A 26,285-nucleotide genomic window follows, 5' to 3' on the forward strand; every position below is an offset into this window, starting at 1 on the left:
ATCTAACCTACCGCGAATTAGAATGGCTGCCTATGAGGACACTTCCCGCAGCATCAGATCCCAGGTGGCTGCTGAAGACCGTCTTTTCTCGTCCCGCTCTCACCGTGCCGGCAGCACTTTGCATGGCTGTATCCTTTCTGCTCAACGCAACGACACCAGTGATAGTGGGCCATGCCATCGATGAGGCCATAGCAAAAGGATCCATTCAGCGATTGGGGCTGTGGCTGGTGGTACTGACGGCTACCTTTGGCCTTAATACCGTAGCGGGGTGGTTTGGGCGCGGCCTCAATGCCCGAGCCATGTTGGTAATTGGCCATGACGTTCGCATGGCCATTACAGACAGGATTCAAGACCCGCGCGGAATTGCGGGAAAACCCCGCAGCGCCGGAGAGCTGCTAGCCATCGCCTCTACAGACGCCCGGCGCGTGCAAAATGCCGTGATGATGACGGTATTTCCGGTCGCGGAGGTGAGCGCCATTGTATATGTGGCGATTATCGCCAGTCGCATTAATCTACCTTTGGGCATTGCCATTTTGTGTGGTGGCCCGCTAGTGGTGTGGGGGTCAGTGCGCGTGGCAAAGCCACTGCGCACGCGTTCCGGCATCCGTCAGGCAGCATTGGCTAAGGCCAGCGCCATGGCCACCGATGTGGTGCAAGGCCTGCGGATACTCAAGGGCCTGGGTGCGGTAGCCACTGTCAGTATGCGCTATGCCAAGGCCTCTGACACCGCCTATGGGCGAACGGTAGATGCCAATGCCGCCCAAGCACGGCTCAATGCCGTAACGGAGATTTTGGGTTCGGTTTATGTTATTGCGGTGGGCATTGCTGCAGGCGCGATGGCAAAGCATTCCACAATCAGCGTGGGTGAGCTTATTACGGTCATTGGTCTAACTCAGTTCGTCATCACACCGATGACGATGTTGGGTCGAAATATTGCATCGCGCTGGGCGGCCGCGCAGGCAAGTGCTGCCCGCATTACGGCCGTCCTGGCGGCTCCCGGTGTAGAAGGTAGGAAACCGCCGCTACCGGCTCTCGGCCCAGGGGTCAACGTGGTGGCCGAGCCTGCCCCAGAGGACCTGGTTTTCTTGCCGCGCGAACATTTCCTAGTTGCTCCACATGAAGTAATGCTTTTTGAAGGAACCGTCCAGGGCAATATTCATCCGGATAGCGCAATCGCGCAACGAGCGCTTTATACGGCCGCGGGGGAAGATATCCCGGGTGGTTTAGAACGCGAGGTAGGAGAAGGTGGCCGTAATCTTTCCGGGGGACAACAACAGCGGGTGGCGCTAGCACGAGCAATTGCGGCGGATCCAGCAGTTCTTGTCTTAAGCGATCCCACTACCGCTGTGGACTCGGTGACTGAGCAAGCAATTGCACAGCGAGTGGCGCACCACCGCGGTTTAAAGCCAACGCTTATCTACTCCACTTCACCGGCCTGGACAGCTGTGAGGGTGGAGCGATGATGCGTTTTCCTACGGCCTCTTGGCCCCAAGTGCGCGAGGAAATTGGCCGGCAGCTGTCCGACGTCCCCAGTGCACGGTCGCGAGGTGCCGCGGCTCTTGTTTTACTCACTGCGGGGGCTAGCGCCAATGTAGCGATCCCGATCCTACTGGGAAAGATTGTTGACGCCGTCATGGCGCACAGCGCAATCCTGCCACTTGGCATCGGGCTGGTAGTAGTAGCCGTAATCTCCGCGTTGCTTTCGGCAGCAGGGTTTTATGTCCTCTCGCGCCTAACAGAACGCGTGATCTCCGCTCTGCGCGAGGACATGGTTTCTACCGCACTCCGACTGCCTACTCACCGTGTGGAGGAGGCGGGCACCGGGGATTTGGTCTCTCGCTCTACCGATGATGTAGCAGAGCTCTCGGCAGCGGTCACCGAGACCGCTCCTGTGTTGGCCAAATCTGCTTTTGCCATCACCACCACTGCGGTGGCCCTTCTTAGCCTCAATTGGCAATACATACTGGTAGTAGTTGCAGTTACGCCGCTATATGTAGTCGCCGCTCGCAGCTACCTACACCGAGCCCCGGGCCGCTATGCCGACGAGCGTGCGGCCATGGCAGAGCGGGCACGCCGGCTCCTTGAGACAATACGGGGCCGAAAAACCGTGCGCGCGTTTGGCCTGGAAGATCAGATGCACGCTGGCATTGAACGCGCCTCCGCGCAAGTGGTAGAGGAGGGCTACGCAGCACGAAAAACCATGATGGTCTTGCAGCTGTGGATGACCGGCATAGAGCTCATCATGCTCAGCTGCGGTCTCGTCGTCAGCTATTGGGCGGTGCAGGCCGGAGCCCTCACAGTTGGAGCCGTAACCTCGGCCATGCTCCTGCTTATCCGGTTGCGGGGACCGCTCATGGGATTGATGCGGGTAATCGATACCGTACAATCCGGCTACGCTTCGCTGTCGCGCATAGTCGGGGTAGTCATTGACCCGCCCCGGGCGGTGCCTGGCTATGGAGCCCCAGCCCCACGCGGAGAAGCCGAGATGCGAAATGTGAGCTTTAGCTACGACGATGGTGGCTGGGCTGTGCAGGACGTAAGCTTCGAGATTCCTACCGGACACACGGTGGCTTTAGTAGGAGCCTCGGGCGCGGGTAAGACCACCGTTGCCGCGCTATTGGCGGGCTTGCGGGTTCCGGAGGAAGGGAAAGTCTTGGTCGATGGGGTAGAGGTATCACTACTTTCGGACACAGAGCGCGCGGCGCGACTAGCCATGATCACTCAAGAGGTTCACGTTTTCTCAGGCACCCTCCGCGAGGATCTTTCTTTGGCTGCCCCACAGGCTAGCGATGCACACATGCTTCAGGCACTTGAGCGTGTGGGGGCACGGTGGTTCGCGCACTTGGAGGAGGGCCTGGATACGGTTATCGGCTCGCAGGGTATCCAATTAGATCCGGTGGCATCCCAGCAACTCGCGCTGGCACGAATATTGCTTTTGGATCCGAAAATCGTCATTATGGATGAAGCCACTGCGGAGGCGGGTTCTGTAGGGGCCGAAGCCCTGGAACAGGCCGCGATTGAAGTCACCCGTGGGCGTGCGGCGTTGGTCGTGGCGCACCGACTCGATCAAGCAGCACGAGCAGATAGAATCATCGTGATGGATAGTGGCCGCGTGGTTGAACAAGGAAGTCACCGCGAGCTGCTAAATTATGGTGGCCGTTATAAGCACTTATGGGACGCATGGCAGAAGGGACGACAAGGATGAACGCGAGGTCACTTCGGACCGTGCTCGGTGTGGTAACTGTGTGTTTCCTTGCGGCTGCTGGCACTTCGTGTTCTAGCGAATCAAAAGAGTCCCCGCACGCTGCAGAGACCACCAACACCGTTAACCTAGGAATCCCTACCTCCGCACCCTTGAACGGCCCTGAGCCGGGCTCCTATAGGACAATCAACCTGCCCTCCGGACGTTCCTTTATCCTCAGTGTGCCCAAAGACTATTCTGGGGATAAAAAATGGCCTATCGTCCTCGCCTTTCACGGGTGGGGGCAGTCTGCCGAAAATCTCCGTGGTTATTCTCGCCTTGATGCCGCAGATGCCATCATGATTTTCCCCGAAGGCAAAAAGAAGGCTTGGAGCCCCGCTCCATATGCCAAGACCTCGACAACGGAAGATAAGAAGTTTGTGCGGGAGATAATTGATGCGGTCCGCGCTACTTACCATGTAGATGATGGTCGAATCTTTGCCACCGGTATGTCTAATGGCGGCGGATTCGCTGCCTATCTGGCCTGCCAAATGCCCGATACCTTCAAATCCGTTGCCACCGTTTCCGCTGCCTATTATGAAGACATTCTGAAAAACTGTGCGCACTCTCCCGTCGGGCGGTTGGATATGCACGGCACCGTAGACCCTGTGGTGGGCTACTACGGAGGCACTCGCCACAAGACCAAGTACTACTCCGTGGAATCCGTGCTGGAGCAGGATCGTAAACGCAATGGTTGTTCGACTAAGGTAGATACCACCCGTTTAGTCAATAATGCACTCGATATGAGGTGGAGTGGTTGTAGCGCACCGCTGGAGCATATCCGTATTGCCGGCGGCTCGCACGTATGGCCAGGCGGTACAGCCGACTCGCACAACGAGGTGGGTAAGTTCTTCGCAACCGACCGTGTCCTAGATTTCTTCGGCATTCCAGGACGACCGTCTGGAACCGCTCAGACCTAGTCCTGCCTATAGACCTCAAAGGTAGCGCCGGGAACCTTGCGCACTCTTTCAATGCAGATATCTGCAACTGTAGAAAATCCCGCTTGGCGAGCCGCGCTAGTTGGGGAGGTAGGTTCCGGAATCTGCACTAGGTGGAATGACCGGGCCCCTCCGTCTTCTTTATTGAGCTCCACCACAGCCTGGGCTGTGGTACCGGAACCAGCAAAAAAGTCTAAGATCCGAGCATTCTTTCCGCCCGCAATGGAAATGAGGTGTTTAATGAGGCGCACTGGCTTGGGAAAGTCAAAAACGCCCTCGAGGCCCATTATCTCCTCAGCATCACGCCGCCCAGTGCGAGTGACTCCAAAGCGTTCTCCATCCAAGATCGAGCGCGGGCGTGCACCCACCTTCTGGTAATTCTTGGTGTAGACAAATCCGCGACGAAAGACAAGCTTTTCGTAGTGCTCCTCAACTTTGTCTCGGCTCCAACGCCAGCGGGCGACTTTCTCCTTTCCTGCCGGCTGGTCCGGCCAATATTCCTTACCATCGGGGCCAGCGATGGGGAAGTCAAGAGAGGGAAGGTACCCAAGGGTCTTAGAATCTAGGCGTACCAAGGAGTATTTTCCCTTGTCATCCTCATGGTTATATTTAGTCGTGGTATGGCCTTGGGGGTCGACATTGAAACCGGAGTTGTCCGGTGTACGGGCGTAGCACAGAATGTATTCGTGTTCTACCACGGCGTATTTTGAATCATTCTTGCCTGTACCGGCCTTTTTCCAGATTAGTTGGCCAGCAAAGCAGCCCTCGCCAAAAACCTCATCGAGCACCTTGCGGGTATTGGCTACCTCGTCTTCACCAATGGAGACGAAGATGAACCCCTCAGGGGACAGTACTTCACGAGCCAAAATCAAGCGGGGGAGCATCATCGAAAGCCATTTCGAGTGCCATTCCGCATAGCTACCTGAACGCATCTGGCGACGTAAACGATAGTTATCGCGGTAGACGAAGTCTTTGCCCGTGTTATAAGGGGGATCGATATATATGACGTCGAAGACTTCCCGGCGGGCGGCTAGCTCTTGCAAAACTGGAAGATTATCTGCGGCAAAAATCCTATTGAGGGAGTCACCCGGTGTACTGAGAGCATAATCGGGTGGGAAATTCCGTGTTAAGGGTTTATTTGCAGCTTCTCGGGCTGCGTCTTTGCCTGGCCAAACTAAGCCAAAAAAATCCCCGCCTGTATCCGGGTGTGGTGGGTGTGGTGGGTTAGCGGTAGCCATGGTGCAATGCCTTTGTCAGGAGGGGGAAACGTCAATATCGTCTAACGCTAGCATTCGCAAGAACTAGAACAGTTGGCCTTAGCTAAAATGCCGCCGCTGCCTAGCAGTATGGGGCTTTGGAGTGCGTCCAAGCCGGTGGCCTTACATGGTCGTCAGGCTGTGGGGGCCTCCATTTATGCTTCTGAGAAGAACTCCGCTACAGAGCGGAATTGTTTTCGGTTTAGCGGAAGGAATATTTGGTCTAGTGACTCAATCGCTCGATTTGGTGGCATGGAGCTAGAAGTGTCGGTACGTTGGGATGTGTTGCCGGACACGGCAATACTTAGATAAAGCTAGAACTAGAAGAAAGGATAACCACATGGGTATCTTCGATAAGGCTAAGGATGCACTGAACTCCGACAAGGGCGAAGAGCTCACCGATAAGGGCTTGGACAAGGCAGCTGACGCAGCTAAGGGCAAGCTGGGCGAGGACAAGGCAGACCAGATCGACAAGGCTCGTGAAGCTGCTGATGGCAAGCTCGGCAACGAGTAAATAGCTTTCACCCGTTAGACGGGTGAAAAGTTAGTTTTTATTTTGGCCCCCAACCCGTCAGGGTGGGGGCCAAAATGGTATCCGAGTTTAACCTAGTGGGCTGCTAAAGGTCTATACCAACGATGTCACCTATTTGTGGGTGAAATGCACTATAGAATGGGCGAATCCGCCTGAATTTTTGCAGGAAATCGCTAGGATTATTAGTGTGAACAATCTTGAAGGCACCGTCTCCCACGCGGGCTCCGCTAAGCAACGCTTGCTGGAGCAGAGTGCTCGTATCCTGGCTAAGAGTGGGCGCGACGCTTTACAGGTTTGTGCTGTCGCGGAACAAATCGATGTGCTAGGCGATGAAGCTAAGTCCTTTTTTGAAGACGACCACGACCTTTATATTCAAACCAGCCGATTCCTGGATGAACGTATCCGAGTTGCAGTGTTTAAGGCATTAGATAAGTTGCCGGATGATGCTGCGGCTATTGAGAAACTTCGTGAAGCAGCCAAGGTTTACTTTAACTTAGCTATTGAAAACCCGACCTATTTCGCTGCTTATAATAACTGTCAGACGGCGACGAGCTTTCCCAACTTTGAAGATGGCATTGAGCAGGTGGAAAGCTTCGACGCATTTCCTCCCATCTTCCGCTGGGTGCTTGAGCACATGCGGGATGCCGCCGTTGCCGCTAGGGGCGAGTTTAAGCACCGGCTGGTAGTTATCCAGTCGCTCTCTTTCTTGTGTGAGCTGCAAGGAATTACTCACTTGGCCACTTTTGGCATTATGCGACACCTTTCGCCTACGGCGAAGAAGCAGACCTTTAATGCTTGTCTTGAGACGTTGTTTTCCGGCTTGGAAATCTGCTTGCGCGACGGGCAGATAGCTCCCTTTGAACCAAAGGCGCTTTCTGGGGAACCGCCGGTCCCGTTTACTGCTGCTGCAAAGGACATGCCAAAATCCACGGCTGAGGAAAAGCGCGCCGCCATTTTCCGAGGTACGGCAGAAGAAATCGTCTACAATGGGCTTCCTAATTTGCATCTGGGCTCAGCAGCTGCACGGGCGGGCGTAGGTCTGCCAGATGCCGAGCATCTCTTTGACGGCGATTCTCACCTGTTGCGTGCTTTGGAAGAATCCTTGGATGAAGCTAATACGCTGGCAATCATGCGCCAAAACCAGGTTCTGCCTGAAGGCTCCCACGGACTTGCTTATATCAAGGCAACCGGCTTCGGGTACTTGGAATATGCGCTTGAGGATCCCATTGGGTTTGTTGCCCTCATTGAGGTCTCTAGCCGCTCAATCGTCCCCATTTCTTTCGAAGAGACCGGCGATACTGAGCAACCATTTGATATGGGAAAGGCATTTACCTTCATCATGAATTTGGTGCGCGATGCCATTTCTGAGTCTAATGGACCACGTTCGCCGTGGATTCTTTTTACCCAGATTGCAGCTTTGTGGGCTTCCATCCACGGCCTCTCGCAGCTAAGTACCGTAGGGGCCTTGCGCTATCACTCGGCCAATTTCTACTTCAACCTGGCTTCTAAGGTGATGGATATAATCCTTCAGGGCATGGTCAATGTGCTCGAGCTAAAAAGGCCCGATTAGGCATATACAAGCAACAGGGGGATTTCAGCACCGGGGCCGCGTTTTATTAAAGCCAACCTTGTGCTTGCGCAATAGTTGCTGCCTCAAAGCGATTTTCAGCCGCGGTTTTAGCGATGAGCGAAGATACAATATTGCGTACCGTGCCATTGCTCAGGTGTACCTTGCGGGCGATCTGGTGAGTTCCGCTACCTTTCAAGACAAATTTTGCGACTTCCTGTTCGCGTGCGTTCAGTGGATTTTCCTGAATGAAAATGGTCTCTTGGGCGAGTACTGGGTCAATCACCTTGAGCCCGGAGTGCACCCGCCGAATGTCTTCGGCTAGTTTTTCTGGCGGGGTATCTTTGACTACGAACCCGGAAACTCCGGTCTCCAGCGCCCGTTTCACGTAGCCACCGCGGCCGAAGGTAGTGACTATGAGGCTGTGGCAGCCCGTTCCTTGAAGTTCAGCGGCGGCATCTAGCCCGTTCTTGCCGGGCATTTCAATATCCAGCAGAGCAACATCGACGCTATGCTTGGCGACGAGTCCCGCAACCTCCGCACCCGTTGCGCACTGTGCCACAACGCTAATGTCTGGCTCTGTTTCCAAGAGAGCAACTAGCGCCCCTCGCACCAATGATTGATCCTCAGCAATGAGAACTCGAATGGTTTCAGGCATCGCCTACACCTCCGTCGGTGCTAAGAGGAAGAAAGTCGTTGTCTCCATCCATAGTAACCAAGGCGAGCGTGCAGTCATTGCGGCGCGTAAAAAGCAGCTGCCCGCCAGCCTTTGTCACGCGTTTGTGCAGACCACTAAGCCCTCCTTGGGGGTGGAACAGGCTTTCTTCTGCACCGAATCCGCAGCCGTCGTCTGCTACCTGCAGTCGGTGGTCTGTCACTTGGACCCAGCAGTGGGTGGCACCGGAGTGCCGGACCACGTTGGTGGTCAATTCGCGCAGAGCCCAGGAAAATTCGGCGTCATAAAGACCAGCGGCCTTGGTAGCCGAAGGCAAATAGGGTGCAATACCCGCGGTTTCGAGCGCCCTCCGGGCGGCGTGGATTTCGCCTTCAAAGGTGGGCATGCGCATCCGAGTCACTGTGGAGCGGACTTCCGCCAGACCTCGGCGAGAAAGCTCACTTACCTCTTGCAATTCCTGCCTTGCCCGCTGTGGATCCGTATCTATTAGCCGGCGCGCCAGCTCGGATTTAAGATTAATCACGGTAAGAGAGTGCCCCAAGAGATCGTGAACATCGGTAGCAATATCCTCGCGCTGGCGTGCCAGTTCCAATCGGCGTTCTAGCTCTGCGCGACTATCTTGACGCTGGGAAAAGGTGCCGAGCAGCACTAAAAATATTGGCCAAGCAAAAAGGACGATGAGGACCCAGCCGATATTTTTGGGCGTAAGGTACCAAGTGGCAGCAGCCACCACAGCCCCTGTAAGAAGGGTGAACGCTAAGCTGTGGCGCAAAGGAAGGTTAAAGCCGAGCAATGCTGCCAAGTACGGCGCAAAAATGACGGCAATGCTCCCGAAGAAGACAGTCGACAATACCGCGATGGCTGCAAGTGCAAACCAATACAGCCCGATTCGCTGCTCTACCCGCCATCCGCGGGGGTAGTAGCCTCCAGCGCCGAAAGCGAAGAAATAGACAAGACCGAACACTAGAGCGCACGAAAGGGCCCCGATATGATTAGTGAGGGGCATCCCCGGCGCGGCAAAAGTGATCCCCAGTCCGGGAATGAGAAAGACTAACCACACACTGGCAAAAAGCGCACTTTTGAGGCTGAAACCGCGAAATGGCTCTCGGAGAGATGACATCAGCGCCGAGCTTTGTCGCGGGAGCGTAGCAGGAGGCACGCGGTCAGGAAGATTGTCGTCCATACCGCGAAGTTTAGCCACGCCATCCACAACGGGTGCGTAATCGTGCCTTCATCCCCGTTGAGGAACTGGCTTCCTTCTGCCAGAGGCCACTGGGCTAGTACAACTGGACCGAAAAGGGGAGTGAAGCGACCCCACTCCATTAGCGGCTTAGTCAGCGGTGTGAACACATTCGCCGCGAAAAGAAAAAGAACAACAGACGTCGAGGCGATTGCGACGGAGTTGTCGGTGGGCAACGCCATTGCCCACACCAAGCCATAAAAGCCCAAGGGAATGGAAACTAGGAGGCAGGAAATGAAGCTTAAGATCCACTGGTGTGGCTGCATTTCCGCATGTGTAGCGGCGCCAGTCAAATATACTGCCGTAATGGGCAGCAGGGCTTGAAAGCCGATGGATATGAAGTTTGCCCACAGCAGCTGGCGTGAGCGTAATGGAGTAAGCGCTAGTTGGCGTGCCCACCCAGTCTTGGCATCGGTGACGGCGGAGCCAGCGGCTGCAACGGAACCAGCGACGCCGCCGTAGAGTGCCATGCTGATCATTTCTAAGGCAGCATAATTACCTCCTTTAAAGGGGGTATCGCCAAAGTCCATCATGGCGCCAAAGAGGAGATAGAAAAACACCGGCAAAATGGTGCTGAAAAATATCGGGGTGAAGTTTCGACGCAGGCGCAGCAGGTTATGGGCAGCAAACCGCAGGGTTCGTGCAGTGGTGGTTGCAGGTTTTATCGTCATGGGAGATTCCTTGTGCAAAGGTTTACTGGAAGTGGCTGGTTAAGGTTGGGGCGCAGTCATCGTTAAAAATGCGTCCTCTAAGGAGCGGTTCCGAATTGTGATGTCGCGCGCCGAGGTGTGGTTAAGGAGGTATCTTGCAAGCGCATCAGAGTCACTGGTTACCATGCGGGCGTAGTCGCCAGACTGGGAAATCTCGGCGGAAATTGCTAATGCGTCTGTAGAGGGGACTGGCCCGGCGAACTTCGCCTCGACAATGCGCTGGGCCGACTGCTCGCGAAAATCCTGGGCGCTTGCATCCGCACGTAGTTTGCCTTCATGAAGGAGAATAATCCTTTGCGCAAAATTGTCCGCCTCCTCCAGATAGTGGGTGGCAAAGACAATAGTTCGTCCCAACTCTGCCTGGCGGCGCATGGTGGTCCAGAACTCGTGGCGAGCATTAGCATCCATTCCTGCAGTAGGTTCATCGAGCAAGAGAACGTGGGGATTGCCTAAAAGCGCGAGCGCGAATCGCACACGCTGTTGCTCGCCGCCAGAACATTTGCCCACCTTTCGGTGAAGGATCCGTGTGAGGTCGGCTTGTGTGGCTATATCCCCGACTGGCAGTGGATGTGGAAAGGTGGCGGACATCATCTGCAGGGTGTCCAGGATTGTGAGTTCGGGTAGTAGACCGCCGGTTTGCAATACGGCGCCGATCTCCGAGCCCTGTACGGCAGCTCGCGGCGTGCGGTTGAGGACTGAAATGCTGCCTGTGGTGGGGGTGGTGAGACCAAGGATGAGGTCAAAGAGGGTGGTTTTGCCGGCACCATTGGTGCCTAAAAGTCCTACGATCTCGCCTTGGCAGATACTAAATGAAACCTCGCTCAGCGCATGGACCGGCTCTGAGCCCCTCGTGGTGAAAGTTTTACTCACTCCGGAAACTTTTATGGCTGGCGTGTGTTTCGCCCTAAGGTCTGTCGTGCTCATACCTGAAAGGTATTCGGGGCCAGCCAGAATGGTGAATAGGATCTGTCATGAAATTTTCATGACAAGTGTCATAACGCGATAGGGTGGTTGAGTGCTTACTACTCTCGCAGCGGCCGTCGGTCTATTTGTGGCCACCAATATCGATGACATTATAGTTCTATCCCTCTTTTTCGCCCGCGGTGCTGGGCGCAAGGGCACAACTGCCGCGATACTGATGGGCCAGTATCTCGGTTTCCTTGGCATACTGGTGGCCTCTTCCGTCGTCGGATTGGGCTTCAACGCCGTTATACCGACCGATCTCATTCGCTACTTTGGCCTCATCCCGTTGTTATTGGGCCTGTGGGCGGCGTGGCAAGCATTCCGAGGTGAAGACGACGATGAGGATATTTCCGGCACAAAGCTAAGCACACTGGCGGTAGCCGGAGTCACTTTTGCCAATGGCGGGGACAATATCGGTGTGTACGTGCCCGTCTTTACTACCTCTACGCCGGCCGAAGTAGCGGTGTATTGTGCGGTTTTCCTTGTGCTTGTAGTCCCACTTGTTTGGGCGGCGCGTTTTGTGGCGACGAGACCAGGAATCGCCGAAGCCCTGGAGAAGTGGGAGAGTGTCCTGTTCCCAGTGGTGCTTATTTTGCTGGGAATCGCGATTTTGCTCGCAGTATAAGACTGGCAGAATAAGAAAGGCCGGCACCGTGAAGGTGCCGGCTAAAATTTTGTCGGGCTAACAGGATTTGAACCTGCGACCCCTACACCCCCAGTGTAGTGCGCTACCAAACTGCGCCATAGCCCGCCGTCGCACTGTGCGACTCATCTAGATTACATCAGTAGGATTCTACTGTGAAATTTGGGGTGTAACCTGCGTTAAAGCTCGCCGGTGGAATACACCCACGTACCGTCGATGCGGCGGAACGAGGATCGTTCGCGCTGCGAACCGATAGCTGCTCCCTTATAAAACGCTTCAAATTCCACCACGCCGGAACTATCCATCAGGCCGCCGCCTTGGGTGTCTAGGATATCGAGGCGGTAGAACCTAATGGGGGAGTCTGCCAAGTCGAGGGCCTCAGGTCGAGTGACAGGATCCCACGTGCGCAGCAAGTACTCCTCGTCGCCGGTAACAAAAGCGCTAAACCGAGAGCGCATGAGCGCTTCTGCGGTGGGCGCATTGCTACCGGCATGGTACTTGCCGCAGCACTCGCCGTAGGAAAGGCCGGTGCCACAGGGGCAGCGGCGTGAGGATTCATAAGCCACCATTAGCCTGCATCCACGATGGTGACGTTGCCGAGCATGCGCTCGAGGTCAGTATCCTTCGCCGCAGAGCGTAGCGTGGATTCTTCCGCGGCAGAGAGGCTGCCAACTAGCTCGATTCGGCGCTCGAAGCTGGTGGGTCCGGTTTGGGTGATGCTTACATGGACGTCGTCAAGCGCAAGCTTCCTACCGGCATCCTTGATTGCTTGGGTCGAAGCCGTGGCCAACGCGGACATAATAAGACCCTCAGCAGTAAAGCCCTTACCTTTGCCGCCATTTTTCTTGGTGCGGTCGGCGCTGAGGCTATGGTCATTGTGGCGCACCACTACGCCGAATTTGGTGCCGGTGGCTGGCTGCGCAACGGCGGCGTCAGTGCCTACTTCTTCCGGCTGGTAATCGGGAACGATGAACTGTTCGGCCCACGCACCGATGAGATCCGCAGCGCGGGCGGCGGTACCCTGCTTGGTAAGCAGGTGATCAGTCTTATCCAGCGAGACTAAGGACTTGGGGTAACGGGTGAGTAGGAAGATATTCTGCGCGTTATCAATGCCCACGGTCTGGTCAATGGGGGAGTGCAGAACCATCAGCGGTTTCCGGAGTTTGGGCAGGTATTCCTCGGGATTAGTATCCGCCAGGTCCTCCAGGAACTTGCGGGAGATGATAAGGCCGCGGCCGCCGAGGATAATTTCCACCTCGCCGTTGGCATCGACCTCTCCGATCTTATCCGCGTAGTGCAGCACGGAGTGCGCCGGATCAAAAGGCGCACCGATGGTGGCTACCGCCTTGAGCGATTTCATCGTGGTGGCTGCCTTCAAGGCGGCTGCGCCGCCCAGCGAGTGTCCCATCAGCAATTGTGGGGCAGAGTAATGCTCCGTTAGCCAAGCAGCGGCTGCATGGATATCGTCTACGTTTTGGCTAAATGTAGTATCGCCAAATTCGCCGGCGGACTGACCAAGGCCGGGAAAATCAAAACGCAAGGTGGCAATGCCAAACTCGGTGAGCTGTTTCGCGGTGCGGGCGGCACCGGGAGTGTGGCGGGAGCCGGCGAAGCAATGGGCAAAGATGGCGTAGGCGATCGGGGGAGAATCCGGGAAGTCGATGGTTCCGGCCATCTCAGTACCCCGGCTCGAAGGCAGCTTTACATTGACAGATTGCATGAGAACTAGAATAACGGGCCTTTTAACCGCAAGCCATACCAGGTTGACTACAGTCGTTAGGAGCAATCCAATTAAGGAGGATGAGGTATGGGCGCGTTTGATTGGTTCTGGAAAGCGATGGGCTCGCAAAGCGAGCGTAATGATAAGAAATCCAAGGCCATCGTGGGTTCAGCAGACGAAGCTGCCCGAAGCCTGAGCCAGCAGGATGACGCAGCTGTAGCCCAAGCCGCACGCGATGCCGTGCGGGGCGGCGAGGTAGCGGACAAAGCTAAGTTCCTCGCGGCCTTGGCGGTGGCGTGCGAGCGCACTTTGGGCATGGCCCCCTTCAATGTGCAGTCCCAAGCGGCCTTGCGACTGCTCACCGGAGACGTCATCCAGATGGCAACTGGTGAAGGCAAGACCCTGGTGGGTGCCATGGCTGCCACCGGCTTTGCGCTGACCGGAAAGCGGGTCCATCTAGTCACTGTTAATAACTACCTCGCCGCCCGTGACGCCGAGTGGATGCGCCCCGTAGTGGAGTTTTTTGGCCTGAGCGTTGCTTCAGTGACGGAGGACATGACACCGGATGAGCGCCGCGCAGCCTACGCGCAAGATATCATCTACGCTCCGGTCAACGAGCTGGGTTTTGATCTGTTGCGGGATAACCAGATCACCGACCGGTCCCAAACAGTACAGGCCGCCGGTGACGTCGCGTTGGTAGATGAAGCCGATTCCGTGCTGGTAGATGAGGCCCTCGTACCACTGGTGCTGGCCGGAAATCGGCCCGGTGAAGCCCCCACGGGCCATATCACCAATGTGATTTCGCGCCTGCGAGAGAAGTTGGACTACTCCATCTCAGAGGATGGCCGCACCGTGCAACTGACGGAGACCGGTGCACGCCGTGTTGAGCAAGAATTAGGCATTGATTCGCTGTATTCCGAAGAGAATATCGGCACTATTTTGGTCAAGGTCAACCTTGCTCTGCATGCGAAGGCCTTGTTGATTCGAGATATCCACTACATAGTGGTCGATGGCAAACTGCAGCTTATCGACGCCTCTCGGGGGCGCGTCGCCGACCTGCAACGCTGGCCCGATGGGCTCCAGGCGGCTGTAGAGGCCAAGGAAGGCCTAGAGGTATCCGAGGGCGGGCGCATCCTCGACACCATCACGCTGCAAGAACTCATGCGGCGCTATCCACTGGTGTGCGGTATGACGGGCACCGCGGTGGAGGCCACCGATCAGCTGCGTCAGTTCTACGATCTTCATGTATCAGTAATCGATCGCAACAAGCCGTTACAGCGCTTTGATGAGCAAGACCGCATTTACGCCACGGTCGATGACAAATCCGCAGCTATCGTGGAAGAAATTGCCACAATCCACGCTACGGGACAGCCTATCTTGGTGGGCACGCAAGATGTTGCTGAGTCGGAAGATCTGGCAGATGCTCTGCGCGAACGCGGCATTGAGGTCAATGTGCTCAACGCCAAAAATGATGAGCAGGAGGCGCAGATTGTTGCCGAGGCCGGCGATATCGGTCGCGTCACTGTCTCTACCCAGATGGCCGGACGCGGCACCGATATCAAGTTGGGAGGCGCTAGCCAGGCCGACCATGACGCAGTTGCGGAGCTTGGCGGCCTAGCGGTGATCGGTACCTCGCGGCACCGCACCGCCCGCCTGGATAATCAGCTGCGTGGCCGTGCCGGCCGGCAGGGAGATCCCGGCCTTTCCTTATTCTTTGTCTCCCTAGAAGATGACGTGGTTCAACAGGGCGGTGACGGCGAGGTCGTGCGCGCTCAACCGGCCGACGATGGGCGGATTGAATCCAAACGCGTGAGTGACTTTATCGCGCACTGTCAGCGCGTTACCGAAGGGCAATTGCTCGAAATTCACGCCCAAACGTGGAAATATAACCAGCTACTAGCCGATCAGCGCATTATCATTGATGAGCGGCGCGCCAAGTTATTAGATACAGATCAAGCGTGGCAGGAGCTTTCCCAACGAGCCCCTGAGCGTGCGGCAGAGCTTGCGGAAGTTCCGGAGAAAGCTCGCGTCAAGGCCGCACGCGAAATCATGCTCTACCACTTGGATCTGGCGTGGGCAGATCACCTAGAGCTTATGGACGATGTGCGCGAGTCGATCCACCTGCGCGCCATTGCCCGCGAGACGCCGATCGATGAGTACCACCGTATTGCGGTAAGGGAGTTTAAGGACCTGGCCCAGCGAGCTGTCGACAAGTCTGTGGAAACTTTCCGCGCAGTGCTTATCGACACCGCAGGGGCACACCTGGATGACGCCGGATTAGCCCGCCCGAGTGCTACGTGGACCTATATGGTTTCTGATAACCCCCTTGCGGGCAAGGGAAATTCCGTGCTGAGCGGCATCGGAAATATTTTCCGGTGAAATAATTCCCCGCGAAAAGGTCACAGACTCAAATGAGTCGCTAGTATTGTTATAAGTAACTCGTAACTAATCCTCGGAGGTAACAATGAGCGAGAACACCGGAACCCCGGAACCACAGGTGGAGACCACATCTGTATTCCGCGCAGACCTGCTCAAGGAGATGGAAAACGGCGCAAATGGCAACGAGGCTGCCGTTGCCGGCACCGATAACCTTGCAGAGGGTCAGGCTCTTCTAGTAGTCAAGCGTGGCCCGAATGCAGGCGCCCGCTTCTTGCTGGATCAGGCGACCACGACCGCTGGCCGTCACCCCGAGGCGGACATCTTCCTCGATGACGTTACGGTATCCCGCCGTCACGCGGAGTTCCGCAAGAATGATGACGGCAAGTTTGAGGTAGTTGACGTGGGATCCCTCAACGGAACCTACGTTAATCGCGAACCGCGCAATTCTCAGGTGCTCGAGGTGGGAGATGAAATCCAAATTGGCAAGTTCCGTTTGGTTTTCATTGCTAACCAGAGTTAATCCTAGTAGTAGAACAGCCGCGCTTCCTTTCTAGGAGGGGCGGTGTAGTCTACTTATGGCACGACAAGAACTTTCATTACCCTTAAGAGATAGACACAGTGAGCGCAGCAGATTCTTCGGCAGCAGCAGTACGCCGCACCAGCCCTAAAGCTAAAAAGCCTAAGACCATGTCCATCGGCGTGGTTTTGGAGACGCTGAATCAGCAATTCCCGGACGTCACGGTGTCTAAGATCCGCTTCCTTGAATCCGAAGGGCTCATTAGTCCTCAGCGTACGGCTTCGGGCTATCGCCGTTTCACCCAAGAAGATGTGGATCGACTGCGCTACATTCTCACCACTCAGCGCGATAACTATACGCCGCTGAAGGTTATCCGTGAGCAGCTAGAAGCCATGGATTCCGGCCAAGTCACTGCCATTGTTTCTGCGGGAAATGCAGAAACGCTACTTTCTCCACAGCAGTTTAAAGCCCCTGTAGTTACGCGTTTGACCGATATAGAGGTCGCCACGCAAGCTGGCGCTAGTGAAGAAGACGTCGCATCCTTGGTCAAATACGGGCTCATTGGCCCAGATCCAGCCGGCTTTTTTAATACCGATGATGTGGCCATTGTTTCAGCCGCTGTGGCACTAAAGGCATTTGGTTTCGGTGCCCGTGAGCTAAAGTCTTTGCGCAATAATGCGCGCCGGCAGGCCGACCTGATTTCCCAAGCGGCCGCACCGGTGGCGCACTCCAAGTCTGATACCGCACATCAAAAGGCGGAAGAAATATCCCAGCAAATGACCGCTCTAGTGGTGTCTTTGCATGCGACGCTGGTGAAATCAGATCTGCGGGATGAATACCACGCCTAATACACACGAGTTCCCGTCTTTGTGGGAGAGTGGTACCTATGAGTGATGTAACCCTAGAGTTCCACGGTATCCACCAAGTCGGCCCCGAGGACGACGTGTGTGCCTTGTTGCGGTGGCCGGAAGAAAACCGCCTCGTCCCGGTGTGGATTTCCCCCATTGAGGGCATGCAATTGGCCGCCGTTTTGGATGGTCACCAACCCAACCGTCCCAACTCGCAGGATCTGATCTGCGAAGTCCTGGAGGGAACTGGCGGGGTTGAGTCAATCGAAATCGCCAACCATTACCAGGGAACGTTCATGGTAGACATCAAGGCACCAAACGGTGAGGTATATGACTCACGGTTAAGTGACGCCCTGGCTGTCTCCGAATACTTCAACGTCCCTATTTCAGCTGAAGCGGACCTTCTTGCTCAGGTATCCGTCTATGCCAGCGACGCGGACCTGAAGGAATACTTCGACCTGGAAATTTCTACCCCTTTTGAAGGTGCTTCGGAAAATAGCAGCGAAAATGGGGAGTCTTCTACGTCAGCATCGGGGAATGCGCAGGCAGATGCTGATTTCGAGGCGATGATGAGGTCTTTGGGAATGGAAGATAAGGATTTCCTTTCGGGGGGTGATGAAGAAAAAAGTTAATGACACGCGTGTGACTAATGGTGACAATGTGGTTTGAGAAGTCTAAAGTTGTACTTGAAAGTTGAGCAGGCAGCGCTTGACGGGCGTATGCGCTTGGCTTTTAATTGATCTTTAGAACTTCCAACAAACCCCATTGGAGTAATTACGTGAGCATTATCGAGGACCCTCAGTCCGCATCCACCTACGTACAGGAATCACTTTTCGACGTCGGACCTGACGAGGAAGTGGGCTACCGCGTGCCTATTGCCTGCCAGGTTGCCGGCATTACTTATCGCCAGCTGGACTATTGGGCACGCACTAACTTGGTCAATCCGTCCATTCGTACGGCACGTGGTTCTGGTTCCCAGCGCCTGTATTCCTTCAAGGATGTTTTGGTGCTCAAGATTGTGAAGCGCCTGCTGGATACCGGCATTTCCCTGCAAAATATTCGTTTGGCCGTTGAGTCTTTGCGAGACCGTGGCGTCAATGATTTGGCGGAACTTACCCTCGTGTCCGATGGCACCACCGTTTATGAGTGCCGTTCCAATGACGAGGTAATTGACCTGCTTGCCGGCGGCCAAGGCGTCTTCGGCATTGCAGTTCCGGGCATCTTGAAGGAACTGTCCGGCACGATTTCCTCTTTCCCCTCGGAGCGCATAGAAGAATTCGCCGAGGACAACGTTGTCGGGCTCGACGAGCTGGCTGCTCGTCGCAAGCGTAAGAGCTCCTAGACTCCGAACATCAGTATCCACCCTACTTCCCAGCTCACGGGGAAGTAGGGTGGATTTTTAACTGCTGAACAACGGGTAGTCTACGGTAGGTAAGCTCTAGGAAATACCTATCATTCGTGTCGCTAGGCTCACGCCCGGGGCGCTTCAATCTGGCCTTTTCCGACTGGTTTAGGTTGTTTAAGGGCCGCCTGTAGCTAATTCTCGTTACCTTAATGAAGATAAAAGCAATGGCACCGAACGAACTTGTCCGGTGCCACAGGAAAGAAGCAGTTGTCTATTAGACGCCTGCGGCCCTATTAATAGCGCCAGTAAGCTTGGCTTCGTCCGCTGAGTCAACCGTGTCGAAACTATCGGCTGCGGACCTTAGAGCCGCATCCACGTTGCCTTCACCTACGTGCACGACACTGAGGGAAACGTCCTTCGCGGCGACGTCCTTTAGCGCAGCCGTAAATTCAGCATCGTCCATGTCTTGCTCGGTACCCGTAGTTACCACGAGAACGCGCGCTTTATCGTTGCTACCTGCAGCTTGGTCGGCGGCGTTAGCTACAGCCGCAACCACAGCGCTGCGCGTTTGCGGAACACCGCCAGTACCAAAGCCGCCGAGCGTGCCGGAAACTGCATTGCCATCACCAAAGCCCAAGTTTTGACGGTAGCCAACCGTTGCAGTCTCAGAGATGGGCGAAGAATAATTCCACAAGGACACAGCGCCACCGTCCGCGGCTAGGCCAGCCGCGGTGGTGCCCAAGGCCTGAGAGACAGGACCATAGATGGGAGCCATTGAGGAAGAGGTATCCAAAAGAAGGAGGGTATTTGCAGCCATGGTTAGATCGGGCTGGGGAGTTGCAGCGGAGCTGGGAGCTGGTGCGGAACTCTGTGGAGAAGAAGAGCTGGCAGGCGCGGCGGAAGTGGGAGCACTGGAGGTCGCTTTCGTGGCCTCCTCCGGTGTAGCCTCGCTGCTGCTTTCCACAGCAGCGGGAGCAGCGCTGTTGTCTCCATCGGCGCTGTCAGAACCTCGCAAGAGGAAAGCTACCAAGGCGATGATGGCCAGAAGTGCGATAATAGCCACTGCAATAACCCATCCCGCTACTGCGAAGGTATTTTTCCCATTTGAATGCCGTGCCATGTGGTGTGTTCCTCCCAAGCAAACTGCCGTTGTTAGTGGCTTATTGTAGCGGGGCAAGTGCCTGATCTATCACAGCGACAAGCCTGGCTCGCAGCGGTTCGGCCTTGTGCGCCAGGGCTCGCTGCCTAGAGACATATTCGGCCTTGCCTTCAGAGGTTTCAATGGGCACGACCCCGAGACCCCAATCGCGGCAGTCATAAGGAGAGGCCTCCATGTCTAGGATGCGTGCTTCAATCGCCACATCCAAGCACTCAAGGAATAGTTTGCCGGGAACCAGAGGACCCAGCTTCCACGCCCATTTATACAGATCCATTGTGACGTGTACGCAGCCCGCTTGGTCGTTTGCGGGCTGGTCTTCGCGGTGAAGTACGGTGAGGTTAAGTGGCCGAGCCGGAGGGGTAAAGAAACGGAAGGCATCGTAGTGGGAACACTTAATTGAGTGTTCGTCCACAACGCGGTTTGTGCCTTCTGCACCCAGACGCAAAGGAAGCGAATGGCGCGGGGAGTCTGTGTGGTAAACCATTGCCCATTCATGCAGACCAAAGCAGTCAAAATGAGCGGGATTGGTTGCACAACGGCGAAGCAGATTCGAGATATAACGGACCGCGCCACCGCGGCGTTGCAGAAAGCCAGCCACATCAACGGTTACTCCGTCTGGGGTGGCGTGGTAGTCCCGCCAGTCGACGTGTGGAGGCGTGCCTTCTAGAGCTATTCCTACACCCGGATGCCAACGCTTCAAGTGGGAAGGTCGGACGGGGTAGTACTCAAAGAGAAAATCGAAGACAGGGTGGTAGCTGCCAGGGTGGCGGAAACGCTCCAAGCGGTCGGTGGCCTGCTTTTCGTGTTCCTGTAGCTGAGCATGCCACTCATCCGGGCTCAAAATGCGCACGAGAGCATTCCTCCTTATCTTAGCGGTCGCGGCGGCGAGTGTTTCTACCACTCGGACGGCGGCGTTGAGATGGGGACTTCTTCTTTGCGGTCTTCGCCGGATTCTGGGGAGTGGCCTGCCCAGGCGGGGGAAGGGCAGGGCCATTGGGTTTACGAGCACCCGTTACCTCCTTGAGCGCAGGTGTTCCCGCAGGATTATCACGCCCAGAAATATCGTGCTCAGTAGCGGCGACGCCAGCTTTCTTTATGAGAGTCCCTACCTCCTTGCGCTGTTCATCCATTACCAAGGTGATCACGGTGCCTGCTGCGCCGCCGCGGGCTGTACGCCCAGCACGATGGAGATAGGCCTTGTGCTCTGCGGGCGGATCGACGTGGACGACGAGGGAAACATCCGCAATATCGATTCCGCGAGCGGCGATATCGGTGGCGACCAACACTGGCACGCTGCCGTCAGCAAAGCCTTCGATAGCGCGGGTGCGCGCGCCTTGGCCTTTATCGCCATGCAGTGGATAGGCGTTGATGCCAGCGCGGCGAAGCTTCTTGACTTGCCTATCCACGCCGTGTTTGGTGCGCATGAACATGATGGTCTTGCCCTGGCGGGCTGCAATGCGCAGCACAACTTCGTTTCGGGCGGGGCGGTCGCCCACGAAAAAGAGATGGTGGGACATGGATTCCACTGCAGCTTGAACTGGAGCAGTGGAGTGGGCAACAGGGTCGTGAAGGAATTGCTCCACCAGCTTATTGACATCCCCGTCCAGGGTCGCAGAAAACAGCATCCGCTGGCCTTGCGCGGGAGTCAGCCGCAGGAGTTTTCGCACCTGGGGCAAAAAGCCCATATCGGCCATCTGGTCAGCCTCATCCAGGGCAGTGATGCGGACCTCATCCAAATGTAGCTTGCCCTGATTAGTAAGATCTTGAGCCCGACCAGGGGTTGCCACAAGGACATCGACGGGGCGTGCGAGCGAGCGGATGTGGTGATTGATATTGACTCCGCCCACCACGGCGAGCACTCGCAGACCAAGTGTTGCTGCTGGTTCATCGAGTCGCTGGTGAATCTGGGTCGCCAGCTCGCGGGTCGGGGCGAGGATAAGTGCTCGCGGGTGTGCCGGTTTGGACGCGCCAGTTCCGGCAAGGCGCACTAGCATGGGTAGGCCGAAGGTATAAGTCTTACCCGAACCGGTAGGGCCGCGGCCGAGTACATCTTTGCCCGCGAGGGCATCAGGAATCGCGGCGCGCTGAATAGGAAAGGGTTCGGTGATGCCGTGGTTGCGCAAAACGTGCACCAGGCGCTGGGGTAAGCCAAGATCGGCAAAGGTAGTCATCGCCTTCCCATCCTATCGGCAGCGCGACCAATTGCCGTATTCGAGTGGAAACGCCTGCTAGGAAACAGTAAAGGGGCCCCTAAGGGCCCCAATCGAGTAGACGCGAATCTAGTCGGTCTGAGTCAGGCTGCGGTCGCCGGACCACTCAATGTGGAAGACCCCTGGTTTATCGGTGCGCTTGAAGGTGTGCGCACCGAAGAAATCGCGTTGGCCCTGAATGAGGGCGGCGGGCAAGCGCTCGGCGCGCAGGCTGTCGTAATAGGAGAGGGAAGAGGCAAAGACTGGGGCGGGAAGACCCAGCTGAGTTGCGGCAACGACCACGCGACGCCACGGATCAATGAGATCTTCCAGCTCACCCTTGAAGTATGGATCGAGGATGAGGGCGGGGAGATCCGCATTCTTGTCGTAGGCGGCACGGATGCGGTCCAAGAACTTCGCGCGGATGATGCAGCCGCCACGCCAGATAGTGGCTAGGTCGCGCGGGTCGACGTCCCAGCCGAACTCCTCGGATCCAGCCTTAATTTCGTCGAAGCCCTGGGAGTAGGCAATTAGCTTGGCTGCATAGAGGGCACGGCGCACGTCCTCGATGAACGCTGCCTTGTCCACGTCCAGCTCCTTGATGGTACCGGCGGGCAGCTGGCCCTCTTGGGCGGCGCGGCGCTGCGCTGTGGAGGAGGACAGTGCACGCGCGAAGACGGATTCGGCGATGCCGGTAATGGGAACACCGAGCTCTAATCCATTGATGGCTGTCCAGCGGCCGGTGCCCTTCTGGCCGGCTGCATCTACGATGACGTCGACAAGCGGAGCGCCAGTCTCCGGATCCTTCTGAGCTAGGACCTCCGCGGTAATTTCAATGAGATAGGAGTCGAGGTCGCCGGAGTTCCATTCGCGGAATACCTCAGCGATCTCGGCCGGCTCCATTCCCGCGCCGTAGCGCAGCAGCTGATAAGCCTCGCCGATGACCTGCATATCGGCGTATTCGATGCCATTGTGAACCATCTTGACAAAGTGGCCGGCGCCATCGGGACCGATGTGGGTAACGCATGGAGTGCCATCAACATTAGCGGCGATGGACTCAAGAATCGGGCCGAGAGTCTCCCAGGATTCCTTCGGGCCGCCGGGCATGATGGATGGGCCATTAAGCGCGCCCTCCTCGCCGCCAGAGATACCCGCACCAACAAAGTGCTTGCCGCGGGCAGCGACGTCCTTTTCGCGGCGAATGGTGTCCGTAAACAAAGCATTGCCGCCGTCAATAATGACATCGCCTTCATCCATAGCCTCGGCCAGCTGATCGATGACCGCATCGGTGGCCTTGCCAGCCTTAACCATGATGATTGCCTTGCGCGGGCGCTCCAAAGAAGCGACGAAATCCTCAATGGTTTCCGAAGGCACAAAATTGCCTTCCTCACCGTGAGCCTCAATGAGCGCATGGGTCTTTTCAGGGCTGCGGTTGTAGACCGCTACGGTATTGCCGTTGCGGGCAAAGTTACGGGCCAAATTAGAACCCATGACCGCCAATCCCACGACGCCAATTTGAGCAAGTTCATTCTTATCAGTCATGCTGTCTATCCTACGTCACTAGGATGCGGTGCTGGCATCAATGGCTAGGCTGGTGGACTATGTCGGATACGCAAAAACTCAATGACTTACTTCACCTCGCTCATACGCGGGTGCTCACAGCAGAAGAACTGACGTCACTTAATGCCTTAAATGGCGGCCTTGCGGAATTGATAGGGCTGCGGTTTACGCACGTCGGCCCGCGCGAGGCGCGGGCAAAGCTGCAGGTAAAACCCGAGCATCACCAACCCTGGGGAGTGGCCAATGGTGGGCTGTATTGTTCCATCGCAGAAACCGTTGCCTCCATTGCCAGCGTGGTGGCTGCCGATGCCCCCGCGGTAGGAGTGCATAATTCCAGCGACTTTATCCGCTCCACGGGCGAAGGGGAGCTGGATGCTGTGGCCACGCCGGTGCAGCTAGGCGGACGCACTCACCTGTGGAGTGTTGAAATGCGCCAGGGCGGGGAGCTCATAGCCCGCACCACTTTGCGCACCATGATGTTGCATTAGCTTACCCGCGCGGCAGTAAAGGTCATCCCGTGGGAAGAAAGCCGTTCCAGATACGGCTTAGCTAGGCCGGTGGCCGGGGTAAGTACGCCGCCTGTGCGGTCAGAATCGGCGCGGGAATCAAGCAGGCAGAGTGCAGCCTGGCTCAGCATCATTGCGGTCACCTCGTAGCCTGGGTCCCCTTGTGCTGAGACGGTTGCATGCCAGCGCTCGCCGTCCTCGGTCACGCCGTGGTGACTGACTTGGAAATGCGCGCCTTCTAGCCCAGGCGTGGGCAGGGCCTTTTCCACCACGGGGCGCAAGCGTGATTGGGTGCCATCAAAAAGCAGCTTGGTGGCAAGCGCCAAACCATAGGCCCGTGCACGACCGACTAACCCGGTCCCGGCAAACCATGCTTCCTTATAAAACAAGCGCTTGCCCCACGCCCGCCCAAGGAGAGCATTGGAGCGTCGCACCACGCGGGTATTGAACATGGACATGAAAAATGGGCCCACCCACCCAATGCCATCCAACTCTTTGACCTCAAAGTCCCGCTGGAGTCCTTCCAAGCGCGGACCAGCCTTTGGATCCGGATCGAGGGAGTAAGGGTTATGCAGGTTGCGGGCTACATTCTTATCAGCGTGCGCGGCTAGCGAGACCTGCAGGGAAGATTCGATGGTGCCCGGCGAGATTCCGCCTTTCAGCTTGTCGACGACCATTTCAACCCGCGCAAATGGCTTTCCCGCGGCTTCAAAAAGGTTGAGCATCCCAATATCTGAAGGCACGGAATCAAAGCCGCAGGAATGGATGATGCGCGCACCGGTGGACTTGGCCTCAGCGTGGTAGGAATCAATGCTGCGGCGAATGAACGGAACCTCACCGCACAGATCTACATAGTCCACGCCGTGGCGCGCGCAGGCGGCAAGGACATTTTCCCCATATAGGCTGTAGGGGCCGACTACAGTAATCAGCACTTGGGTGCCCTCAATCATGCGCTCCACAGCAGCGGCATCGTCGGCGGCGGCGATGGCAATCTCCCAGTGCGGGTTCAGCTCATCCCGAAGTGCAGCCAGTACCGGCCGGTTCCGTCCCGCGAGAGTGACAGATGGCGCGTCAATCGAGGCTAGGTAGCGCGCCACCAATTGACCGACAAGCCCGGTGGCACCATAGACAGTGATATCGCTCATAGCCCACGAGCGTACCGCAAGTGTTAGAGCCAGTGATTCTTCCGGAACCAAGCCCAGAGCCCAAGAACAACCAGGACCATGATGATAATCGCCATGGGATAGCCCAAAGCCCAATGCAGCTCCGGCATGATGTCAAAGTTCATACCGTAGATACCGGCCACCAAAGTGGGCGCAGCCCACATGCCAACGACCGCGGAAATGGTGCGCATATCCGAGTTTTGCTGCATGGTCACCTTGGCCACAGAGGCATCGATAAGCGAAGTTAGCCGTTCATCGAAGCTAGCAACCTGGTCTTTGACCACAAGTTCGTGATCGTTGACGTCGCGCAGGTAAGAGCGCAATTGCTTAGAAATTAGGTCTTTGTGGTCTGAGACCATGGATTTCAAAGCCACCGAGAGAGGGTTGATGGCATGTTTCATCTCCAGCACCTCACGTTTGAACATGTAGATGCGGTCTACATCAAACTTGAGGTTAGGGGTAAAAATTTCCTCTTCTAACTCATCGACCTCGATGCTGATGAGTCGAGAAATCTCCGAGTAGCGGTCCACCATCATATCTAGGATCTTCCAAGCCATAGCAACGGGGCCAAGCTCCACCAAATCCTGTTCGTCCTCTACCGTATAAGCCAGGTTGGGCAGCTTTGCACCGTGGCGCACGGTGATGATGAAATTGGAGCCCATGATCATCTGGATTTCGCCAGTGGAGATGATCTGGCGCTTATCCGTGACCTCATCGTGGTCGCGGTAGTTCACAGAGCGCGCGACCACAAAGAGCTGATCGTCGTAGCGTTCGAGCTTGGGGCGCTGGTGGGCCATCACGGCGTCTTCTACGATGAGCTCGTGGATGCCAAACTGGGAAGCCACTTTGGTCATCTGGGACTCATAGGGTTCGTGCAGGCCTACCCAAATAAAGCCACGACCGTATTCCTCAATGGCTTCCAAGGCGGAGCTAGTGGAATACTCACCGGGAAGCGACTCGCCATCAACAAAGACGCGGCAGTGCTCGATGGCGCGTTCCGGTGGGACCGGCAGGGAAGAGGGCTTATTCGGAGGCTCGGGCTTCTTGCGGCCCCTAAAGGGTGAAGGTACGGATGGCATCTTTTCAGCCTCCTTTGCGCGGTAGTGTGGATATGTTCCCAGTAGGTAGGCGGC

Annotated in this window: 25 protein-coding genes and 1 tRNA gene; 12 read left to right on the forward strand and 14 right to left on the reverse strand. The window is 56.3% G+C overall.

Features of this window, described 5'->3' with window-relative positions:
* The first annotated feature begins 32 nt into the window (after positions 1-32).
* From L8V22_RS00110 to L8V22_RS00120, 3 genes are read left to right on the forward strand one after another with little or no spacing between them, the layout of a single operon-like run.
* On the forward strand, positions 33-1,463 hold the full coding sequence (locus L8V22_RS00110) for an ABC transporter transmembrane domain-containing protein (RefSeq protein ID WP_238802118.1): 1,431 nt from the start codon (positions 33-35) through the stop codon (positions 1,461-1,463).
* Positions 1,463-3,205 (forward strand): ABC transporter ATP-binding protein, encoded by a 1,743-nt coding sequence (locus tag L8V22_RS00115; protein ID WP_269966373.1) that lies wholly within the window; start codon positions 1,463-1,465, stop codon positions 3,203-3,205. The genes L8V22_RS00110 and L8V22_RS00115 overlap by 1 nt, the downstream gene beginning before the upstream one ends.
* Entirely contained in the window at positions 3,202-4,161 is a 960-nt protein-coding gene (locus L8V22_RS00120) for a CE1 family esterase (protein ID WP_238802119.1), read from the forward strand. Before L8V22_RS00115 ends, L8V22_RS00120 begins: the two co-directional genes overlap by 4 nt.
* Here the strand turns inward: L8V22_RS00120 and L8V22_RS00125 are convergent.
* Positions 4,158-5,417, reverse strand: coding sequence for a site-specific DNA-methyltransferase (locus tag L8V22_RS00125; RefSeq protein ID WP_238802120.1), 1,260 nt, complete (start codon positions 5,415-5,417; stop codon positions 4,158-4,160). The genes L8V22_RS00120 and L8V22_RS00125 overlap by 4 nt on opposite strands.
* Before the next feature lie 358 nt (positions 5,418-5,775).
* On the opposite strand from L8V22_RS00125, the gene L8V22_RS00130 reads away from it, so the two are divergent.
* Both L8V22_RS00130 and L8V22_RS00135 read left to right on the forward strand, forming a co-directional pair.
* Positions 5,776-5,949 (forward strand): antitoxin, encoded by a 174-nt coding sequence (locus tag L8V22_RS00130; protein ID WP_238802121.1) that lies wholly within the window; start codon positions 5,776-5,778, stop codon positions 5,947-5,949.
* Positions 5,950-6,154: 205 nt separating this feature from the next.
* Positions 6,155-7,537 (forward strand): hypothetical protein, encoded by a 1,383-nt coding sequence (locus L8V22_RS00135; RefSeq protein WP_269966365.1) that lies wholly within the window; start codon positions 6,155-6,157, stop codon positions 7,535-7,537.
* A 46-nt stretch (positions 7,538-7,583) separates the two neighbouring features.
* Here L8V22_RS00135 and L8V22_RS00140 read toward each other — a convergent pair whose 3' ends face one another.
* The 4 genes from L8V22_RS00140 to L8V22_RS00155 all read right to left on the reverse strand — a co-directional run bounded on the left by L8V22_RS00140 (position 7,584) and on the right by L8V22_RS00155 (position 11,084).
* Positions 7,584-8,192, reverse strand: coding sequence for a response regulator transcription factor (locus tag L8V22_RS00140; RefSeq protein ID WP_238802123.1), 609 nt, complete (start codon positions 8,190-8,192; stop codon positions 7,584-7,586).
* Positions 8,185-9,174, reverse strand: coding sequence for a sensor histidine kinase (locus L8V22_RS00145; RefSeq protein WP_238802124.1), 990 nt, complete (start codon positions 9,172-9,174; stop codon positions 8,185-8,187). The genes L8V22_RS00140 and L8V22_RS00145 overlap by 8 nt, the downstream gene beginning before the upstream one ends.
* A gap of 155 nt (positions 9,175-9,329) precedes the next feature.
* The gene (locus L8V22_RS00150; protein WP_238802125.1) at positions 9,330-10,121 is read right to left on the reverse strand and encodes an ABC transporter permease; all 792 of its coding nucleotides are present in this window, start codon (positions 10,119-10,121) and stop codon (positions 9,330-9,332) included.
* Between the two features lie 39 nt (positions 10,122-10,160).
* Positions 10,161-11,084: an ABC transporter ATP-binding protein gene (locus L8V22_RS00155; protein WP_238802126.1), complete on the reverse strand. Its 924-nt coding sequence runs from the start codon at positions 11,082-11,084 to the stop codon at positions 10,161-10,163.
* Positions 11,085-11,175: 91 nt separating this feature from the next.
* Here L8V22_RS00155 and L8V22_RS00160 point away from each other — a divergent pair, with 91 nt between their 5' ends.
* Entirely contained in the window at positions 11,176-11,748 is a 573-nt protein-coding gene (locus L8V22_RS00160; RefSeq protein ID WP_238802127.1) for a cadmium resistance transporter, read from the forward strand.
* A 52-nt stretch (positions 11,749-11,800) separates the two neighbouring features.
* Here L8V22_RS00160 and L8V22_RS00165 read toward each other — a convergent pair.
* The 3 genes from L8V22_RS00165 to L8V22_RS00175 form a co-directional block, all read right to left on the reverse strand.
* Positions 11,801-11,874: transfer RNA gene (locus L8V22_RS00165), tRNA-Pro, on the reverse strand.
* Between the two features lie 71 nt (positions 11,875-11,945).
* Positions 11,946-12,335 (reverse strand): YchJ family protein, encoded by a 390-nt coding sequence (locus tag L8V22_RS00170; RefSeq protein WP_238800954.1) that lies wholly within the window; start codon positions 12,333-12,335, stop codon positions 11,946-11,948.
* A complete protein-coding gene (locus L8V22_RS00175; protein WP_269966366.1) occupies positions 12,335-13,486 on the reverse strand; it encodes an alpha/beta hydrolase family protein in 1,152 nt (383 codons plus the stop codon). The genes L8V22_RS00170 and L8V22_RS00175 overlap by 1 nt, the downstream gene beginning before the upstream one ends.
* Positions 13,487-13,573: 87 nt before the next feature.
* On the opposite strand from L8V22_RS00175, the gene secA2 reads away from it, so the two are divergent.
* From secA2 to L8V22_RS00200, 5 genes are all read left to right on the forward strand, one after another.
* Entirely contained in the window at positions 13,574-15,865 is a 2,292-nt protein-coding gene (gene secA2 / locus L8V22_RS00180; RefSeq protein ID WP_238800952.1) for an accessory Sec system translocase SecA2, read from the forward strand.
* An 85-nt stretch (positions 15,866-15,950) separates the two neighbouring features.
* Complete coding sequence (odhI, locus tag L8V22_RS00185; RefSeq protein WP_238800951.1) at positions 15,951-16,385, forward strand: oxoglutarate dehydrogenase inhibitor Odhl; 435 nt, start codon at positions 15,951-15,953, stop codon at positions 16,383-16,385.
* 98 nt (positions 16,386-16,483) lie between these two features.
* On the forward strand, positions 16,484-17,230 hold the full coding sequence (gene ftsR, locus L8V22_RS00190; RefSeq protein ID WP_238800950.1) for a transcriptional regulator FtsR: 747 nt from the start codon (positions 16,484-16,486) through the stop codon (positions 17,228-17,230).
* 38 nt (positions 17,231-17,268) lie between these two features.
* On the forward strand, positions 17,269-17,862 hold the full coding sequence (locus L8V22_RS00195; protein ID WP_238800949.1) for a bifunctional nuclease family protein: 594 nt from the start codon (positions 17,269-17,271) through the stop codon (positions 17,860-17,862).
* A 146-nt stretch (positions 17,863-18,008) separates the two neighbouring features.
* On the forward strand, positions 18,009-18,572 hold the full coding sequence (locus L8V22_RS00200; protein ID WP_269966367.1) for a MerR family transcriptional regulator: 564 nt from the start codon (positions 18,009-18,011) through the stop codon (positions 18,570-18,572).
* Positions 18,573-18,849: 277 nt separating this feature from the next.
* Here L8V22_RS00200 and L8V22_RS00205 read toward each other — a convergent pair whose 3' ends face one another.
* The 4 genes from L8V22_RS00205 to gndA form a co-directional block, all read right to left on the reverse strand.
* On the reverse strand, positions 18,850-19,695 hold the full coding sequence (locus L8V22_RS00205) for a hypothetical protein (protein ID WP_238800948.1): 846 nt from the start codon (positions 19,693-19,695) through the stop codon (positions 18,850-18,852).
* A gap of 40 nt (positions 19,696-19,735) precedes the next feature.
* Complete coding sequence (locus L8V22_RS00210) at positions 19,736-20,584, reverse strand: 3-methyladenine DNA glycosylase (RefSeq protein WP_238800947.1); 849 nt, start codon at positions 20,582-20,584, stop codon at positions 19,736-19,738.
* A 19-nt stretch (positions 20,585-20,603) separates the two neighbouring features.
* The gene (locus tag L8V22_RS00215; protein WP_238800946.1) at positions 20,604-21,905 is read right to left on the reverse strand and encodes a DEAD/DEAH box helicase; all 1,302 of its coding nucleotides are present in this window, start codon (positions 21,903-21,905) and stop codon (positions 20,604-20,606) included.
* 108 nt (positions 21,906-22,013) lie between these two features.
* Positions 22,014-23,465: an NADP-dependent phosphogluconate dehydrogenase gene (gene gndA / locus L8V22_RS00220; protein WP_238800945.1), complete on the reverse strand. Its 1,452-nt coding sequence runs from the start codon at positions 23,463-23,465 to the stop codon at positions 22,014-22,016.
* Positions 23,466-23,524: 59 nt separating this feature from the next.
* On the opposite strand from gndA, the gene L8V22_RS00225 reads away from it, so the two are divergent.
* Positions 23,525-23,971: a PaaI family thioesterase gene (locus L8V22_RS00225; protein ID WP_238800944.1), complete on the forward strand. Its 447-nt coding sequence runs from the start codon at positions 23,525-23,527 to the stop codon at positions 23,969-23,971.
* On the opposite strand, the gene L8V22_RS00230 is transcribed toward L8V22_RS00225, so the two are convergent.
* Positions 23,968-25,134, reverse strand: coding sequence for a saccharopine dehydrogenase family protein (locus L8V22_RS00230; RefSeq protein ID WP_238800943.1), 1,167 nt, complete (start codon positions 25,132-25,134; stop codon positions 23,968-23,970). The genes L8V22_RS00225 and L8V22_RS00230 overlap by 4 nt on opposite strands.
* Positions 25,135-25,157: 23 nt before the next feature.
* Positions 25,158-26,231, reverse strand: coding sequence for a magnesium and cobalt transport protein CorA (locus tag L8V22_RS00235; protein WP_238800942.1), 1,074 nt, complete (start codon positions 26,229-26,231; stop codon positions 25,158-25,160).
* Positions 26,232-26,285: the final 54 nt, after the last annotated feature.

This window comes from Corynebacterium yonathiae, assembly GCF_027570195.1.
GTDB lineage: Bacteria > Actinomycetota > Actinomycetes > Mycobacteriales > Mycobacteriaceae > Corynebacterium > Corynebacterium yonathiae.